The 14,631-nt window shown below is 71.1% G+C and carries 12 protein-coding genes; 8 read left to right on the top strand and 4 right to left on the bottom strand.

Going from position 1 to position 14,631, the window contains the following annotated elements:
• Positions 1–311 precede the first annotated feature (311 nt).
• Positions 312–1,796, bottom strand: a complete 1,485-nt coding sequence (locus E6P78_RS07620; RefSeq protein WP_136202737.1) for an SDR family NAD(P)-dependent oxidoreductase — start codon at positions 1,794–1,796, stop codon at positions 312–314.
• A gap of 206 nt (positions 1,797–2,002) precedes the next feature.
• Here E6P78_RS07620 and E6P78_RS07615 point away from each other — a divergent pair, with 206 nt between their 5' ends.
• The 5 genes from E6P78_RS07615 (at position 2,003) to E6P78_RS07595 (ending at position 6,974) form a co-directional block, all read left to right on the top strand.
• On the top strand, positions 2,003–2,905 hold the full coding sequence (locus tag E6P78_RS07615) for an RNA polymerase sigma factor SigF (protein WP_136202736.1): 903 nt from the start codon (positions 2,003–2,005) through the stop codon (positions 2,903–2,905).
• Positions 2,906–3,111: 206 nt separating this feature from the next.
• On the top strand, positions 3,112–4,368 hold the full coding sequence (locus tag E6P78_RS07610) for a SpoIIE family protein phosphatase (protein WP_136202872.1): 1,257 nt from the start codon (positions 3,112–3,114) through the stop codon (positions 4,366–4,368).
• The gene (locus E6P78_RS07605; protein WP_136202735.1) at positions 4,358–5,980 is read left to right on the top strand and encodes a sensor histidine kinase; all 1,623 of its coding nucleotides are present in this window, start codon (positions 4,358–4,360) and stop codon (positions 5,978–5,980) included. Before E6P78_RS07610 ends, E6P78_RS07605 begins: the two co-directional genes overlap by 11 nt.
• Positions 5,977–6,420 (top strand): response regulator, encoded by a 444-nt coding sequence (locus tag E6P78_RS07600; protein ID WP_168712581.1) that lies wholly within the window; start codon positions 5,977–5,979, stop codon positions 6,418–6,420. Before E6P78_RS07605 ends, E6P78_RS07600 begins: the two co-directional genes overlap by 4 nt.
• Positions 6,421–6,518: 98 nt before the next feature.
• A complete protein-coding gene (locus tag E6P78_RS07595; protein WP_136202733.1) occupies positions 6,519–6,974 on the top strand; it encodes an ATP-binding protein in 456 nt (151 codons plus the stop codon).
• Between the two features lie 30 nt (positions 6,975–7,004).
• Here E6P78_RS07595 and E6P78_RS07590 read toward each other — a convergent pair whose 3' ends face one another.
• Positions 7,005–8,180, bottom strand: a complete 1,176-nt coding sequence (locus E6P78_RS07590) for a PP2C family protein-serine/threonine phosphatase (RefSeq protein ID WP_206307747.1) — start codon at positions 8,178–8,180, stop codon at positions 7,005–7,007.
• 80 nt (positions 8,181–8,260) lie between these two features.
• Here E6P78_RS07590 and E6P78_RS07585 point away from each other — a divergent pair, with 80 nt between their 5' ends.
• On the top strand, positions 8,261–8,773 hold the full coding sequence (locus tag E6P78_RS07585) for a MarR family transcriptional regulator (protein ID WP_136202731.1): 513 nt from the start codon (positions 8,261–8,263) through the stop codon (positions 8,771–8,773).
• A gap of 246 nt (positions 8,774–9,019) precedes the next feature.
• Positions 9,020–9,352, top strand: a complete 333-nt coding sequence (locus E6P78_RS07580) for an STAS domain-containing protein (RefSeq protein ID WP_136202871.1) — start codon at positions 9,020–9,022, stop codon at positions 9,350–9,352.
• A 76-nt stretch (positions 9,353–9,428) separates the two neighbouring features.
• Here the strand turns inward: E6P78_RS07580 and E6P78_RS07575 are convergent, their stop codons facing one another.
• A complete protein-coding gene (locus E6P78_RS07575) occupies positions 9,429–11,780 on the bottom strand; it encodes a GH92 family glycosyl hydrolase (protein WP_136202730.1) in 2,352 nt (783 codons plus the stop codon).
• Positions 11,781–12,134: 354 nt separating this feature from the next.
• On the opposite strand from E6P78_RS07575, the gene E6P78_RS07570 reads away from it, so the two are divergent.
• On the top strand, positions 12,135–13,274 hold the full coding sequence (locus tag E6P78_RS07570; RefSeq protein WP_136202729.1) for a DMT family transporter: 1,140 nt from the start codon (positions 12,135–12,137) through the stop codon (positions 13,272–13,274).
• Here E6P78_RS07570 and E6P78_RS07565 read toward each other — a convergent pair.
• On the bottom strand, positions 13,244–14,506 hold the full coding sequence (locus tag E6P78_RS07565; protein ID WP_136202728.1) for a transglycosylase family protein: 1,263 nt from the start codon (positions 14,504–14,506) through the stop codon (positions 13,244–13,246). The genes E6P78_RS07570 and E6P78_RS07565 overlap by 31 nt on opposite strands.
• Positions 14,507–14,631: the final 125 nt, after the last annotated feature.

Genomic DNA, 14,631 nt, shown 5'->3' with positions numbered 1-14,631 from the left:
CCGACGCTCCGGTTCTCATTGCCGGGAATCAGCCGCCCATGCGGGGCAGGGGCAGGAACAGTTCGGTCGCGGTGGCGCCGGGTACGGGGCGGGACGGCGACTTGGTTGACAAGCCTGTCCCAGGACGGTCGAGGAAGGTTCGTGGACTCCTCGATGACGTCCGTTCACATCAGAGTAACCAAATGAGCGCATCCGCGCTCGATGGAACGTGTGCTATGGGTCACTTTCGGCCACCGCGTACGGAAAAGACCCGGCCAGGGACACATTCCGGCCGGGTCTCCACGGGGCGCGGGCGGCGCGCTCCCGCGCCGCTACCAGTTGGCAGGGGCGTAGTCCTTCAGGAAGCAGCCGTACAGGGCCTCGCCCGACTCGCCGCGCACGATCGGGTCGTAGACCCGGGCGGCGCCGTCGACCAGGTCGAGCGGGGCGTGGAAGCCCTCCTCCGCCAGCCGCATCTTGTCCGGGTGCGGGCGCTCGTCGGTGATCCAGCCGGTGTCGACGGCGGTCATCAGGATGCCGTCCTTCTCGAACATCTCCTGGGCGCTGGTCCGGGTCAGCATGTTCAGCGCGGCCTTGGCCATGTTGGTGTGCGGATGCCCCGCGCCCTTGTAGCCGCGGCCGAACACGCCTTCCATCGCGGAGACGTTGACCACGTAGGAGTGCTTGGCCGCCGTCGCCGCCATGGCCGGGCGGAGCCGGCTGATCAGGATGAACGGCGCGGTGGAGTTGCAGAGCTGGACCTCCAGCAGCTCGATCGGCTCGACCTCGTCGACTGTCTGGATCCAGCTGTTGGTGTCGTGCAGGTCCGGGACGAGCCCGCCCGCGTCGATCGCGGTGCCGGCGGCGATCCGGGCGGGCGAAGCGGAACCCGTGACCAGAGCCAGCTCCGTGACGTCCTGCGCGCTCAGCCGCTCCTTGCGCGGGGCGGGCAGCGCGGCGACCCGGTCGACGGTGCCGCTGCCGAAGGTGCCGATCACCTGGGCGGCGGGCAGTTCACCGGCGGGCAGCGGGGCGGACTCGGCGCCGACCAGTTCGCTGTAGGCCTGCGGCGAGCGGCGGACCGTCTGCGCCGCGTTGTTGATCAGGATGTCGAGCGGACCCTCGGCGGCCACCGAGTCGGCGAGGGCGACGACCTGGGCGGGGTCGCGCAGGTCGATGCCGACGACCTTCAGGCGGTGAATCCACTCGTCGCTGTCCGGCATCGCCTTGAAGCGGCGGATCGCGTCGTTGGGGAAGCGCGTGGTGATCGTGGTGTGCGCGCCGTCGCGCAGCAGCCGCAACGCGATGTACATGCCGATCTTGGCGCGGCCGCCGGTGAGCAGCGCCCGGCGCCCCGTCAGGTCGGTGCGCGCGTCGCGGCGGGCGCGGTTCTCCCGGGCGCAGTCCTGGCAGAGCTGGTGGTAGAAGGCGTCGACCTCGACGTACCGCGTCTTGCACACGTAGCAGGACCGGGGCCGCCGGAGGACTCCGGCGATCTCGGCGGTGGCGGAGGAGGACGGCAGGACCCCCTGGGTCTCGTCGTCGATGCGCTCGGCGGAGCCCGTGGCGGTGGCCTCGGTCACCGCCTTGTCGTGCGCGGTCTTGGCGGCCCGGCGCTCCTGGCGGCGGCGCTGCTTCACGGTCCGGTAGATCCCGGCGGTGGCGCGGCGCACCGCGATGGCGTCCGGGTGGTCGACCTCGATGGTGTCGAGTTCGTCGAGCACGCTCAGGCAGACGGCCAGCCGCTGCGGGTCGATACCGGGACCGAATTCCTCGGTTCCGGCCACGAGCTCCGGGCCGTCCTCTGTCACCGTCATTGCCGTTCCTCTGTACTCGTGCCGCTGGCCTTACTGCGGGCCGAACGCCCCGATCAAGTTTGCCACGGTTCCCGGGCTGCTCCATTCGGGTGGCCGGCCGGGGCGGAGGAGCCGCCCAAAAAACTGTCGCATCAGTTGCGCATGCCCTCGCCGATACGGGGCAGGCGGTGTGCGAAGCACTTGGCGACAGGAAGAGGTCACACATCATGGCGACCAAGACGGAGCGGACCGGCGAAGTCCTCGGCGACGCACGCGCGCTTGTTGAGCAGGACGGTGCGCCGCAGGGCGCGGGGACTGCGGAGCTGCCGTGGATCGAGGACACCGGGAAGGTCGCTCCGAAGGACGCCCGTGCCCTCTCGAGGATGTTCCTGGACCGGCTGCAGACGCTGGAGGAGGGCACGCACGAGTACCAGTACGCGCGCAACACCCTCATCGAGATGAACCTCTCGCTCGTGCGGTACGCCGCCTCGCGCTTCCGCAACCGCGGCGGCGACGACGTCGAGGACATCATCCAGGTGGGCACGATCGGCCTGATCAAGGCCATCGACCGCTTCGACCTCTCGCGCGAGGTGGAGTTCGCCACATTCGCGGTCCCCTACATCGTCGGGGAGATCAAGCGCTTCTTCCGGGACACCACCTGGGCGGTGCACGTCCCGCGCCGGCTCCAGGAGCTGAGGGTCGACCTGGCGAAGGCGAAGGAGGAGCTGTCGGCGCGGCTGGACCGCGATCCGACGGTCGCCGAGCTGGCCGCCCACCTCGACCTGCCCGAGGAGGAGATCATCGAGGGCCTGGTCGCGGCCAACGGATACTCGGCCGGCTCCCTCGACACCCCCAGCGCGGAGACCGACTCCGGCACCGAGCAGCGGTCGTACGCCGATGTGATCGGCGAGGCCGATCCCGGTATGGAGACCGTCGAGAACCTGCACACCCTGGCGCCCCTGCTGGAGAAGCTGGACGAGCGCGAGCGCCGGATCGTCCAGATGCGCTTCGGCGAGGAGATGACGCAGTCGCAGATCGGGGCGGAGCTCGGCGTCTCCCAGATGCACGTGTCCCGGCTGCTCGCCCGTATCGTCAAGCGGCTGCGTGCGGGGATGTCCGTCGAAGCCTGACACCGGCACACCGGCACCGGGCCCGTGTGATCCGTCGGCCCGGATGATTCCTCACCCTCTCGAATCGGCCACGCAACGGCGCGGTGTGGTCGAAGAGGCGTTGGACGGCGCCCGACGGCAAAGCGTCGGGCGCCGTTCACATATGCTGCGATGCACACCGGCGGGCGGCCCGCGCGGTGGCAACGAGAGGGTGAAACGTGGCTGAGATGCGCATGGGCGCCCCGGCCCGGCCTCCCATACCGGCACGCTTCCCGGTCCAGACCGCCCACGGGGCGGACGGCCGGGACTCCGTCTGGGACGTCAGCGGTTCCATCCTGCTCGTCGAGGACGACGCGGGCGACGCGCTGCTCGTCGAGGAAATGCTCGCCGACGGTGAGCTGGACTCGGCGCTGACCTGGTGCAAGACCCTGTCCGAGGCGATGGCGTACCTGCGGTCGCACCGTGCGCCGATCTGTGTCCTGCTCGACCTGCACCTGCCCGACGTCCACGGCCTGCGGGCCGTCACCCAGATCGTCGAGTCGTCCTCGGACGCCGCGATCGTCGTGTTGACCGGCCTCGCGGAGGCCGACGCCGGGCTCGAAGCCGTGGCCACCGGGGCGCAGGACTACCTCGTGAAGGGGCGGCTCGATCCGCAGGCGCTGTCGCGCGCCATCCGGTACGCCCTCCAGCGCAAGCAGGTCGAACGGGCCGCGTCCGCCCTGCGGGCCAACCAGCTGATGGCGCAGGAGAACGCACGCCTGGAACGCGGGCTGCTGCCCGTGCCACTGCTCAACGACGACAGCTTCCGGGCCGTCGCCCGCTACGAACCGGGCCGCGCCCACGGCCTGCTCAGCGGCGACTTCTACGACGTGGTGCAGACGGCCGACGGCACGGTGCGGGCTGTCATCGGCGATGTGTCGGGGCACGGTGCGGCGGAGGCGGCACTCGGCGTGTGCCTGCGCGTGGCCTGGCGTACTGCCGTGCTGTGCGGGACCGATCCGTTGCAGCAGCTCGGGCTGCTGGAGTCGATCCTGGTCGCCGAGCGTTCCGACCCCCATGTCTTCGCGACCGTCACCTCGCTGGTCTTCCCGCCCGGCGGGGACAGCGTCAGCGTCGTCCGGGCCGGCCATCCGGGGCTGCTGCTGCGGGGCGGCGGGGACGTCGAGTGGGTGGAGCCCGAGGGCGGGATGGCGCTCGGCCTGCTGCCCGGACACGGTCAGTGGCCGGTCACCGATCTTGAACTCGCGCCCGGTGCCGGGCTCGTCCTGTTCACCGACGGCCTCTTCGAGGGGCGCACCGGACCGCATACCCGGCTGGGTGAGGAAGGGCTGCTCGACATGGCCCGGGGCCGGGCCCATCTCGCCGCCCGCCCGTTCATCGACGCACTCGTCGCGGGCGCCTCGGAAGCGGCGGCTCCTCACGGGGGCCTCGCCGACGACGTGGCCGTCCTGCACCTCGGCTGGAGCACCACCCGTGAACACTGACATACCGGACACCACCGTGAAGCCGACCGGGTTTCGGGCAAGTCTGTCGGTCCAGAACTGGGTCCACCTGATCCTGGGCTGCTTCGTCCTCGTGGTCTGCGGCTGTCTGGTCGCCGGGGGGCTCGTCCTGTCCCGGATCTCGGACCGCACCACCGAGCTGGTGGACCGTATCCAGCCGGCCCGCTCCGCCTCCTTCCAGCTGCAGAACGCGCTGCTCGACCAGGAGACGGGCGTGCGGGGCTACGCGCTGACCGGTGACGCCTCGTTCCTGGAGCCGTTCGCGGCGGGCAAGAAGGCCGAGAAGGACCGGCTGGCCCGGGTGCGCTCCGCGATCGGTGACGGCGAGCTGTACAACCGCGACCTGGACCGGATCGCCTCGGCCGCCGCGGAGTGGCGCAGGGTGCACGCCGACCCGCTGATCGCCACCGTCCGCCGCGACGGGCCGGGGACCCGCTCGTCCGACCTGACCAGCGCGAGCAAGGCCGCCTTCGACAAGCTGCGGCAGCTCTACGGCACCCAGCAGGCGCATCTCGACACCGCCCGGGACCGGGCACGCGCCCAGTTGGACGAAGCGCGCCACACCCGCGACCGGGTACTGATCGCCCTGGTGATCGGTTTCGTGGTGTGCGTCATCTCGCTCAGCGTGCTGCTCCAGCGCATGGTGGGGCGCCCGTTGAACGCGCTGGCCGAGGCCTCCAGGCGGGTGCGCTCCACCTCGTCCCGCCGGCACCGCATCGAGGTGAGCGGGCCGTCCGACGTACGGGCGGTGGCCTCGGCGGTCGAGGACATGCGCAGCCGGCTCGTGGCGGAACTCGACGCCGCGCAGGCGCGGGAGGAGCTGCTTGCGCAGCAGACGGTCGAGCTGCGCCGGTCCAACTCCGAGCTGGAGCAGTTCGCCTACGTCGCCTCGCACGACCTCCAGGAGCCGCTGCGCAAGGTGGCCTCGTTCTGCCAGCTGCTGGACAAACGGTACGGGACCGAGCTGGACGGCCGGGGCAAGCAGTACATCGACTTCGCGGTCGACGGCGCCAAGCGCATGCAGGTGCTCATCAACGACCTGCTCACGTTCTCCCGCGTCGGGCGCGTCCACGACAGCTGGAGCCCGGTCGACCTGGACCGGGCGCTGGACCGGGCGCTGGCCAATCTGGCTCTGGTGATCGAGGAGTCGGGGACCACGGTCGTCCACGAGAACCCGCTCCCCTCGGTCACCGGGGACCCCACGACGCTCGCGATGATCTGGCAGAACCTCATCGGGAACGCCGTGAAGTTCCGCCGCGCCGACGAGCCGTGCGTGATCACGATCGAGTGCGAGCGGGAGGGCGACGACTGGCACTTCACCGTGACGGACAACGGCATCGGCATCGCGCCCGAGTTCGCGGAGAAGGTCTTCGTCATCTTCCAGCGGCTGCACCCCCGCGACGAGTACGACGGCACGGGCATCGGACTCGCCCTGTGCCGCAAGATCATCGAGTTCCACGGTGGCCGGATCTGGCTCGATCCGGAGTCCCGCCAGGGCGCCCGTATCCACTTCTGCCTGCCCGTCGACGCCCCCGCGGCCACGGAGCCGGCCGGCCCGACCACCCCTGCCGAGACTTCCGGAGAGACCGCGTGAACATGCCCGAGATGCCCATCGAGATCCTTCTCGTCGAGGACGACCCCGGCGACGAGCTCATGACGCGTGAAGCGTTCCTGGACAACAAGATCCGCAACAAGCTCCATGTGGCCCGGGACGGCGAGGAGGCGCTCGACTTCCTCTACCGCCGGGGCGCGCACGCCGAGGCGCCCCGTCCCGACCTGATCCTGCTCGACCTGAACCTGCCCAAGTACGACGGCCGGCAGGTGCTGGAGCAGATCAAGCAGGACCCCGTGCTGTCGCTCATCCCGGTCGTCGTGCTGACCACGTCCTCCGCCGAGGAGGACATTCTGCGCAGCTACAAACTGCACGCGAACGCCTATGTCACCAAGCCGGTCGACCTAGACCAGTTCATCGCGGCGGTGCGCCAGATCGACGAGTTCTTCCTCACCGTGGTGCGGCTTCCCGGCCGCGCGTAATATTCGCTGACCATGCTTGGGAATGGGATCTCCCGACGCGGGTACACGATCACCAGAAAGAGGTCTGCGACCTCCCCGCTGCGCCCTGGCTGGAGCACATGAACGAACAGGCGATCTCCCGGCCGGACGACTCCCCACGGAGTTGTCCGCCCTCGGAGGCATTGCACAGCGCCGAAGTGTTCGACGGCGAGCCGGGGTGCATTTCCCAGGCGCGGGCACTGGCAGACCGTTTCCTGGGCAGGCTGGTGTCCGAGTGGATGGCCGTGGTCGGCACCCACACCCGCAATGACCTGATGCTGGCGGTGAGCGAGCTGGTCACCAACGCCGACCGTTACAGCCACGGCCCGTACCTGCTGGAGCTGGAGGGCACCGCGGAGCGGATCAGCATCACGGTGTACGACAGCAGCAGCGCGCTGCCGGTGTTCTACGCCCCCGATCCGAGCCGCCTGGGCGGTCACGGCATGGAGATCGTGGTGGCCCTGTGCGACCGCGTCACGGCCGAGCGGGTGCCGGTCGGCAAGCGCATCCGCGCCGAGTTCACGCTCAGCAGCTGAGCCGACCGGCGGGCGCCGGCCGGCCCGGGCTCAGCTCCGGGCGTCCTGCCGGCCGAACCAGTCGATGCACATGACCAGCGCGTCGTCGAGCGTGTCCGACGCGCGGTGCTCCGCGAGTTCCCGCAGCACCGCCCCGGGCACCGAGGCCGCCGGCAGCAGCCGGGTGGCGAGGACCGCCCGGGCCAGATTGCGCTCCGCGTACTTTTCGCCGAGGGGCGACACCGCGTCGTAGACCCCGTCGCTGACGAGCAGCAGCCGGTCCCCCGGGCGGGCCTGGAGGTGCTGGACGACGTACTGCGACTCCTCGAACATCCCCAGCGGCAGCTGGGCGTCCAGGGCGACGCGCGTGACCGTGCGGCCGCGCAGGCGCCACAGCTGTGGGGAGCCCGCGTCGACCGCTTCGACCGACGCCGTGGCCAGGTCGAAGCGGAGCAGCAGGGTGGACACGTGGGCGGCGCCGCGGTGCTGCTCGTAGATGGCCTGGTCGGCCAGGGCCGCCTGGTCCGCGATGCCGATCCCGGCTCGCCTGGCGTTGCGCAGCGCGTTCACGGCGAGGTTGGTGAGCAGGGAGGCGCGGATGCCCTCGCCCATGCCGTTGGTCACGGCCACGCTGAGCTGATCGCCCTCCGCCGCCCAGTCGAAGTTGTCACCGTGGATGGCGTAGGCGGGTTCGAGCTGGGCCCCTATGGCGTACTCCGCGGCGGTGAACGACCGGGCGGGGAGCAGCTGCCACTGCATTTCGGCGGCGAGGGTGAGGCGCGTGGTGCGGCGGGCCCGCTGGTAGTGGTCGGTTTCCCGGTCGGCGACGACGAGCTCGTGCCCCAGCAGCTCGGCCACATGGGTGAGGTCGTCCATGATCTGCGGGGTGGAGCGCGCGGTCGGCAGCCGGACGGTGAGGATGCCGAGGCGTTCGCCCCGGGCGGTGACCGGGAAGTAGTGGTCGGCCGCGTCGTCGGGTCCGGTCCGCCCTTGGTGCGGGCGCTGGCTGCCGAAGGCGCGGCCCTGCGGGCTGTTGTGCATCGAAAGTGGCTGGGCAGGGCCCTCGGCGGCGTCGACGGGGTTGAGCACGGTCATTCCGTAGTCGGCCAGGAACAGCTGCACCGAGCGTGCTCCGTACTCCCTCACGAGTGAGGCGCGCACCGTCTCCACCAGGGCATACGGTGGCGCCGCGCGTAGCGCTCGTTCGATCTCCGTGTGGGCATTCACGCTGTTTCGCCCATTCTTCGGTGGGTGGCGGGGCCGGAGCCGGGCTGACAGGAGCACGCTACGGGTGACAGAGTGGACGGATGCCCCACCGCACCGGACTCCCTCACCGCCCTGAACAGGTGTCCGAGGACGTCTGTGCCGCGTCGGAACTGCTGGAGGTGTTGTGGGGGCGTGGCCAGGAGGCCGCCGCGCTGGGTGTGGTCTCGCCCTCGCAGCTTCGCGCGCTGCTGGTCATCGAGCAGCAGGAAGGGAGCAATCTCCGCTCGCTCGGCAAGGCACTCGGCTCGCGTGCTCCCTCGGTGAGCCGGCTCTGCGACCGGATGGAGGCCATGGGTCTGATCCAGCGGGCCCCGAGCCCGACGAGCCGCCGGGAGGTCGAGCTCCGGCTCACCCGCCGGGGCCGGGAGCTGCTGGAGGAGTACCGGGCGATCCGCACCCGGGAACTCACCGCCGTGCTGGAGAGGATGCAGCCGTCCGAGGTGGCGGCTCTGGCCGTGGGGCTCACCGCTTTCCGCTCGGCGGCATCGCAGCGGCTCACCGGCGACCGGAGTCCGGCCGCGCGGCTTCGCGACGATGTCGCGGACAGCGCCTAGCTTCATGGAGCCCTGCTTCCGCGTTCCTGAGGCGCTCCTCGGACGGGCGCACTCGTTGATCGTTCGGTACAGATTGTTGCCCGCCGAAGAATGTTGTCAAATGGCAACTGTTACTTTTATCGTTGAGCATTCCCGCCGCGACCAGGGACCGGGCGACATCGCACCGTCCGCCTGATCCGGTGGTTCCCCCACCGTCCAGTGCATCACGAGGTGAACGTGCTTCCACCCCCCAGCGCCGGCCGCGCCATGCAGATCGTCCCACGGCACGAACGAGGGGCGCTGGTGCTCGCGGTGACCGGCGACCTCGACATCGACAACGTCGCGCCCCTCGGCGCTGCGCTGGAGAACGCGTCGCTGGAGGGCACCGGGCCGGTCGTCGTCGACCTCTCGGACGTGAGTTTCGCCGACTCCACGACGGTGAACGTGCTCCTCCAGGGGCAGACCGCGCTCGGCCCCCGGCTGCGGCTGGCCGCGCCCTCCGTCTTCATGGAGCGGCTCATCGGCGTGCTGGGACTCGACAGCGCACTCCCCGTCTTCCCGAACGTCGCCGAGGCGATCGACCCCGCGCTTCCCGGCTGACCCGGCGGCCGCACGGCCGAGCGCCCTTCCTCCCGTCCGGACGGGAGGAAGGGCGCTCGGCCGTGCGGCCGCCGGGTCAGTCCAGGGCGGGCGGGGCATCCTCGGGTGAGGTTCCCCACGTCGACGGCTCGTCGCCCACCGTGAAGGAGAGCGAGCGGGCCGAGCGGATGTCGTCCGTGGTCAGGTAGGTGCGCGCCTGGGGCGCGCCGTCGAGCCGGGCGGACTGGATGTAGCGGTCGGCGGCGGAGGTGCCGGGGGCGCTGACGGTCAGCGCGCCGCGCGGGTAGTAGCGGCGGTCGAGCTCGATGTCGACGCGCTCGAAGGCCGGCGTGGACAGTCCCCAGGTGTCGGTGCCCGGCTGGACCGGGAAGACGCCGATGGACGACAGCACCATCCAGGCGGACATCGTCCCCAGGTCGTCGTTGCCCGTCATGCCGGTCGGGCCGTTGGTGAAGAGCGTCAGGGCTGCGTGGACCACATCGGTCGTCTTCCACGGCTGGCCGGTGGACAGGTAGGTGTACGGGGCGATGAGGTCGGGCTCGTTCTGCGGGTTGTACTTGTCGGCGTTGTAGTACGCGTACGGGCCGTTCACCCATACCTCACGGGCCGTCTTCGCCGGGTCGGCGAGGAGCTCGTCGTACGCGAAGAACGAGTCGAGGCGTTGGTTGGCGGCGTCCTTCCCGCCGATCAGGTCGACCATGCCGGGGATGTCCTGCGGGACCATCCACTGGTACTGCCAGGAGGTGCCCTCGTGGAAGCCCTCGCTCTCGGCCGGGTCGGCGGGGCCGGTGAACGCGCCGGAGGCGTCACGGGCGCGGAAGAAGCCGGTCGATGGGTCGAAGATCTTCCGGTAGTTCTGGGCGCGGGCCTCGTAGCGCGCGGCGTCGGCGTCGTGGCCGAGGTCGCGGGCCATCTCGGCGAGCATGCCGTCGGCCAGGGCGTACTCCAGGGTGGCGGAGGCGCCGTGGTCGAAGTCGGAGTCGCCGGGCTTGGCGTGCTGACGGTCCTTGATGTACGGGGCGAAGCCGTCCGCCAGGTACTGGACGTTGGCCTCCCGGCCCACCGGTGCGGAGTCGGTGGGCGGTACCCCGTCCGCGTTCTTCCTCAGGGCCCGGTACGCCTGCTCCTCGTACCCCTTCAGCAGTCCCTGCTGGTAGGCGTTGGTGAGGAAGGGGGTGACCGGGTCACCGGTCATGATGTTCGTCTCGACCGTGCCGTAGCCCCACTTGGGCAACCAGCCGCTCTCCGCGTCGACGCGCAGGACGGATATCGCCATGTCCCGGGACTCGCGCGGGGCGAGCAGCGCGAGCAGCTGGGCCTGGGTGCGGTAGGTGTCCCAGAGCGACCAGTTCTGGTAGTACGTGAAGTTCTCGGCCCGGTGCTTCTTCTGGTCCCAGCCGGTGTAGCGGCCGTCCACGTCGCTGCCCACGTTGGGCGCGAGGAAGGACCGGTAGAGGGAGGAGTAGAAGGTGCGGCGCAGTTCGTCGCCGCCGCCCTTGGCCCGCACGCCTTCGAGGCGGTCCTCCCAGGTCTGCTGCGCGGCGCGCCGGACGCGGTCGAAGCTGCGGCCTCCTTCGGCGCGGAGGTTGAGCGCGGCGCCCCTGGCGTCGACGTAGCTCAGGGCGGTGGTGGCCTCGACGGTGCGGTCCTTGGTGGTGTCGAACCGCAGCCATGCGCCGTTGCGGGCGTCGGCGGCCGCGGACTTCTTCGAGCCCCCGGTGACGGTGTCGCCGTTCCAGGTGCCCGACGTGGTGAACGGCCGGTCGAAGCGGGTGACGGTGTAGACGGTGTACGGCTTGGTGTCCTGGCAGAAGCCGCTGCCGGTGATGGCGGTGCGCACGGTGCGGCTGTCCAGGATCTCCACCTCGGAGGAGAGCGTCCGGTGCAGCGACTGGCCCGCGTTGAGCAGCACGTTGGCCTTGTCGGTGGCCGGGAAGGTGTAGCGCTGCACCCCGGTGCGCTGTGTCGCGGTCAGCTCGGCGTCGATGCCGGACCCGAGCCCGACCTTGTAGTAGCCGGGGCTCGCCTTCTCGTCGTCGTGGCTGAACTCGGCCGCGTACTTCGCGTAGTCGGTCTCGGTGACGTCCCCCGTGGTGGGCAGCGTCGGCAGGTCGCCGCCCAGCCCGCAGCCGACGCCGGAGAGGTGGACGGAGGAGAAACCGCGGATGTGGTTCTCGCCGTAGTCGTAACCGGTGTTGTGGCCGGTGTCCGGGGAGAGCTGCACCATGCCGAAGGGCACGGAGGCGCCGGGGTAGGTGTTGCCCTCGTTCTGGGTGCCGATGAACGGGTTGACCAGGTCGGTCAGCCGGCCGTCGCTCCGGGGGGCGGCCTCGGCCGCAGCCCCGGGGAGGAGGACACCGCCCAGGAGTGCGGCGGCGGCGAGTACGGCCGCCGGGCCGCGCAGTCCCGGCCGTGGGGTCCGATGCATGGGGATACTCCTCAGGACAACGTTGTCAGAGCCCGATCAATTCTTCGATTCCGCCGTGGTCACGTCAAGGGGCGGGACGGTGCCGGTCCGGCCGGTGCCGGTCCGGCCGGTGCCGGTCCGGCCGGTGCCGGTCCGGCCGGTGCCGGTCCGGCCGGTGACGGTCCGGCCGGTGACGTGAAGGTGCGGTTCGTGGCCGCGCGTGCCACCACGGGTTGAGGCGGTTGATCGTTCTGACGTGGGCCGCAGGGAGGACTACCGTCAGGAGGAGGACACCCTGACCGTTCCCGTACTACCAAAGCAGTACGCCGGATCGCCGCCTCAGGGACGACGACGCGGCGGCTGTAAAAGGGGATCGTGGTGTACATGAGTTCCCTCGCGCTCTCCGTGCTGCTGTCACTGGTCTCCGCGGTCGCCTACGCGGCCGGGGCGATCGTCCAGGAGCGCGTGGCCACGGCCTCCGACGGCCGCTCGCCGGCACCGCTGCGCAACCGCGTCTGGTGGGCGGCGGTCACGCTGAACGGCGTCGGTGCCGTTCTGCACGTCGTGGCGCTGGCGTACGGCCCGCTCAGCCTCGTGCAGCCGCTGGGAGCGCTGACGATCGTCTTCGCGCTGCCGATGGCCGCCCTGCTCGTACGCCGCGGGGCCGGGGCCACGGCTTGGCGCGGCGCGGTCATGGCGACGGCGGGGCTCGCCGGGCTGCTCGCGCTCACCGGCAACTCCGACGGGCATTCCCTGGGCCGCCCGCAGCAACTGATGCTGGCCTTCGTCACCTTCGGCGCGGTGGCGGCGCTCGTCCTGCTCTCGCGGGCGATGCGCCGGCCGGTGATGCGCAGCGTGGTCCTGGCGGGGGCGGCGGGTGTCGCGTTCGGCATCGCGTCGGTGTACACGAAGACCGTGGCCATGGAGTGGACCGCCGGCTCCGTGGGGTCGGGGCTGCCGACCCTGCTGGTGATCGCGGCGCTCGCGGGCGCCGGCCTGCTGCTGTCCCAGGCGGCCTACCGGGGCGCGGGTCTGACGGCTCCGCTGGCCACGGTGACCGTGGTGAACCCGGTGGTGGCCGCGGCCGTCGGCATCACGCTGTTCGGCGAGCAGTTCCGGCACGGCACCACGGGCACGGTGCTCGCCCTGGCCTGCGGGGTGGTCGCGGCCGGCGGGCTGATCATGCTGACCACGGAACGCATGGGCGCGGAGCGCCTGGCGCCGGCGCTCGAACAGGAGCCGGAGGGCCCCGGGAACCCTGGGGGCTCTGGGGGCGCGTCGCTCAGTCCCGCGCCGGCCGCCGCGTCCCTTCCCCGGCCCTCGGGTCCGCGGCCGGCGACGCCCGCGCAGACGACTCCCCCGGCGCCGCCGCAGTCCGTGCGGATGCCCCTGGAGCGCCTGGCCGGACGGGTGGGGTTCGGCCAGGCGCCGGGCGTTGGACACAGGGCCGGGCCGCCCGCGGGGGCCGGTGACCGCCGGGGCGTTCAGACCTTGACGCCGCCCGCCCTGAGGTAGGCCAGCGGGTCGATGTCCGAGCCGTACTCGGGGCCCGTCCGGACCTCGAAGTGCAGGTGCGGTCCGGTGACGTTCCCCGTGGCGCCGGACCGGGCGATCCGCTGACCGCCGCCGACATGCTGGCCGCCGCGCACCAGCAGCGAGGAGAGGTGCGCGTACTGGCTGTACTTGCCGTCGCTGTGGCGGATGACGACCTGGTAGCCGTACGGTCCCGCCCAGCCCGCCGATACGACGGTGCCGGCCGCCATCGCCTTCACGGACGTGCCGGTGGGGACGGGGAAGTCGACGCCCGTGTGGTAGCCGCTGGACCAGGAACCCGCCTGGTGGTACTGCGTGCCGGTGCGGGCCGCGACCGGCGCGGTGAGCGAGGTGTGCTTCTGCGTCTGGGTCTTGGGCGTCTCGGTCTTCTTCGGCTGCGGCTTTGCCTGCTGTGTCTGCTGCTTCTTCGGAGCCGTCTTCGGGGTTGTCTTCGGCTCGGTCTTCGCCGCGGCCTTGGGCTCGGCCTTCGTCGCCGTCCTCGGCGTGGCCTTCGTGGCCGTCTTCGGCGTTCCGGTCAGGTCGAGGCTCAGGCGCTGGCCGGGGAAGATCAGGTCCGGATCGTCGCCGACGACCGTGCGGTTCGCCGCGTACAGCCGCTGCCAGCCGCCGTCGAGGTGCCGGTCGACGACGATCCCGGAGAGCGAGTCGCCGGGCGTCACTGTGTACGACTCCCGCTTGCCCGGCACGTGCGTCGGCGTCGCCGCGGCCGGCTTCGTCTGCGCCTTGCGCGGGGGTAATGAGGCGCTGTCCGGCTTCTTGGGCGTCGTCACCTGGGCCGTGCGCTCGCTCTGCGGGCTGACATCGGGCGTGTCGCCGCCCTGTGCCAGGCCGGCCTTTCCGGAGCAGACCGGCCAGGCGCCCGGCCCCTGGCCCTTCAGGACCTTCTCGGCGATGGCGATCTGCTGTTCCCGGGTGGCCAGGTCGGCGCGCGGCGCGTAGACCGTGCCGCCGTACGCCGCCCAGGTGGAGCGGGTGAACTGGAGCCCGCCGAAATAGCCGTTGCCGGTGTTGATGTGCCAGTTGCCGGTGGATTCGCACGCGGCGACCTTGTCCCACACGTCCGCCGACGCGGCGCCGGCCGACGCGGCCGTGATGAGTGGGAGCGCGAGCCCCGCACCCCCTGCCGTGACCGTGAGCGAAGCCCGGTTGATGCGGCTCGGCTGATATCTGCGGTGCCGTCCGTTCGCGGCCATGACTTGGCTCCCCCACTGGCTGTAGGACATGTCGCAAGCGGTCAACTTATGTGCAGACAGCGGGTGATGACAAGACCACGGTACGTTTCGGCCATCGGCGCGAAGGGCGGGCGCGGGTGCGCGCG

The sequence above is a fragment of the Streptomyces sp. A0958 genome, assembly GCF_004795035.1.
Taxonomy (GTDB): domain Bacteria; phylum Actinomycetota; class Actinomycetes; order Streptomycetales; family Streptomycetaceae; genus Streptomyces.
The sequence above is the reverse complement of the archived record's forward strand: the minus strand, read 5'-3'. Positions and strand labels throughout refer to the sequence as shown.

Bases quoted from the DNA above. Each gene is read 5' to 3' on its own strand.
- E6P78_RS07580 (WP_136202871.1), top strand. From the start codon at position 9,020: ATGCAGATCGTCCCACGGCACGAACGAGGGGCGCTGGTGCTCGCGGTG.
- E6P78_RS07585 (WP_136202731.1), top strand. From the start codon at position 8,261: ATGCCCCACCGCACCGGACTCCCTCACCGCCCTGAACAGGTGTCCGAG.
- E6P78_RS07615 (WP_136202736.1), top strand. From the start codon at position 2,003: ATGGCGACCAAGACGGAGCGGACCGGCGAAGTCCTCGGCGACGCACGC.
- E6P78_RS07610 (WP_136202872.1), top strand. From the start codon at position 3,112: ATGCGCATGGGCGCCCCGGCCCGGCCTCCCATACCGGCACGCTTCCCG.
- E6P78_RS07595 (WP_136202733.1), top strand. From the start codon at position 6,519: ATGAACGAACAGGCGATCTCCCGGCCGGACGACTCCCCACGGAGTTGT.
- E6P78_RS07565 (WP_136202728.1), bottom strand. From the start codon at position 14,506: ATGGCCGCGAACGGACGGCACCGCAGATATCAGCCGAGCCGCATCAAC.
- E6P78_RS07620 (WP_136202737.1), bottom strand. From the start codon at position 1,796: ATGACGGTGACAGAGGACGGCCCGGAGCTCGTGGCCGGAACCGAGGAA.
- E6P78_RS07575 (WP_136202730.1), bottom strand. From the start codon at position 11,780: ATGCATCGGACCCCACGGCCGGGACTGCGCGGCCCGGCGGCCGTACTC.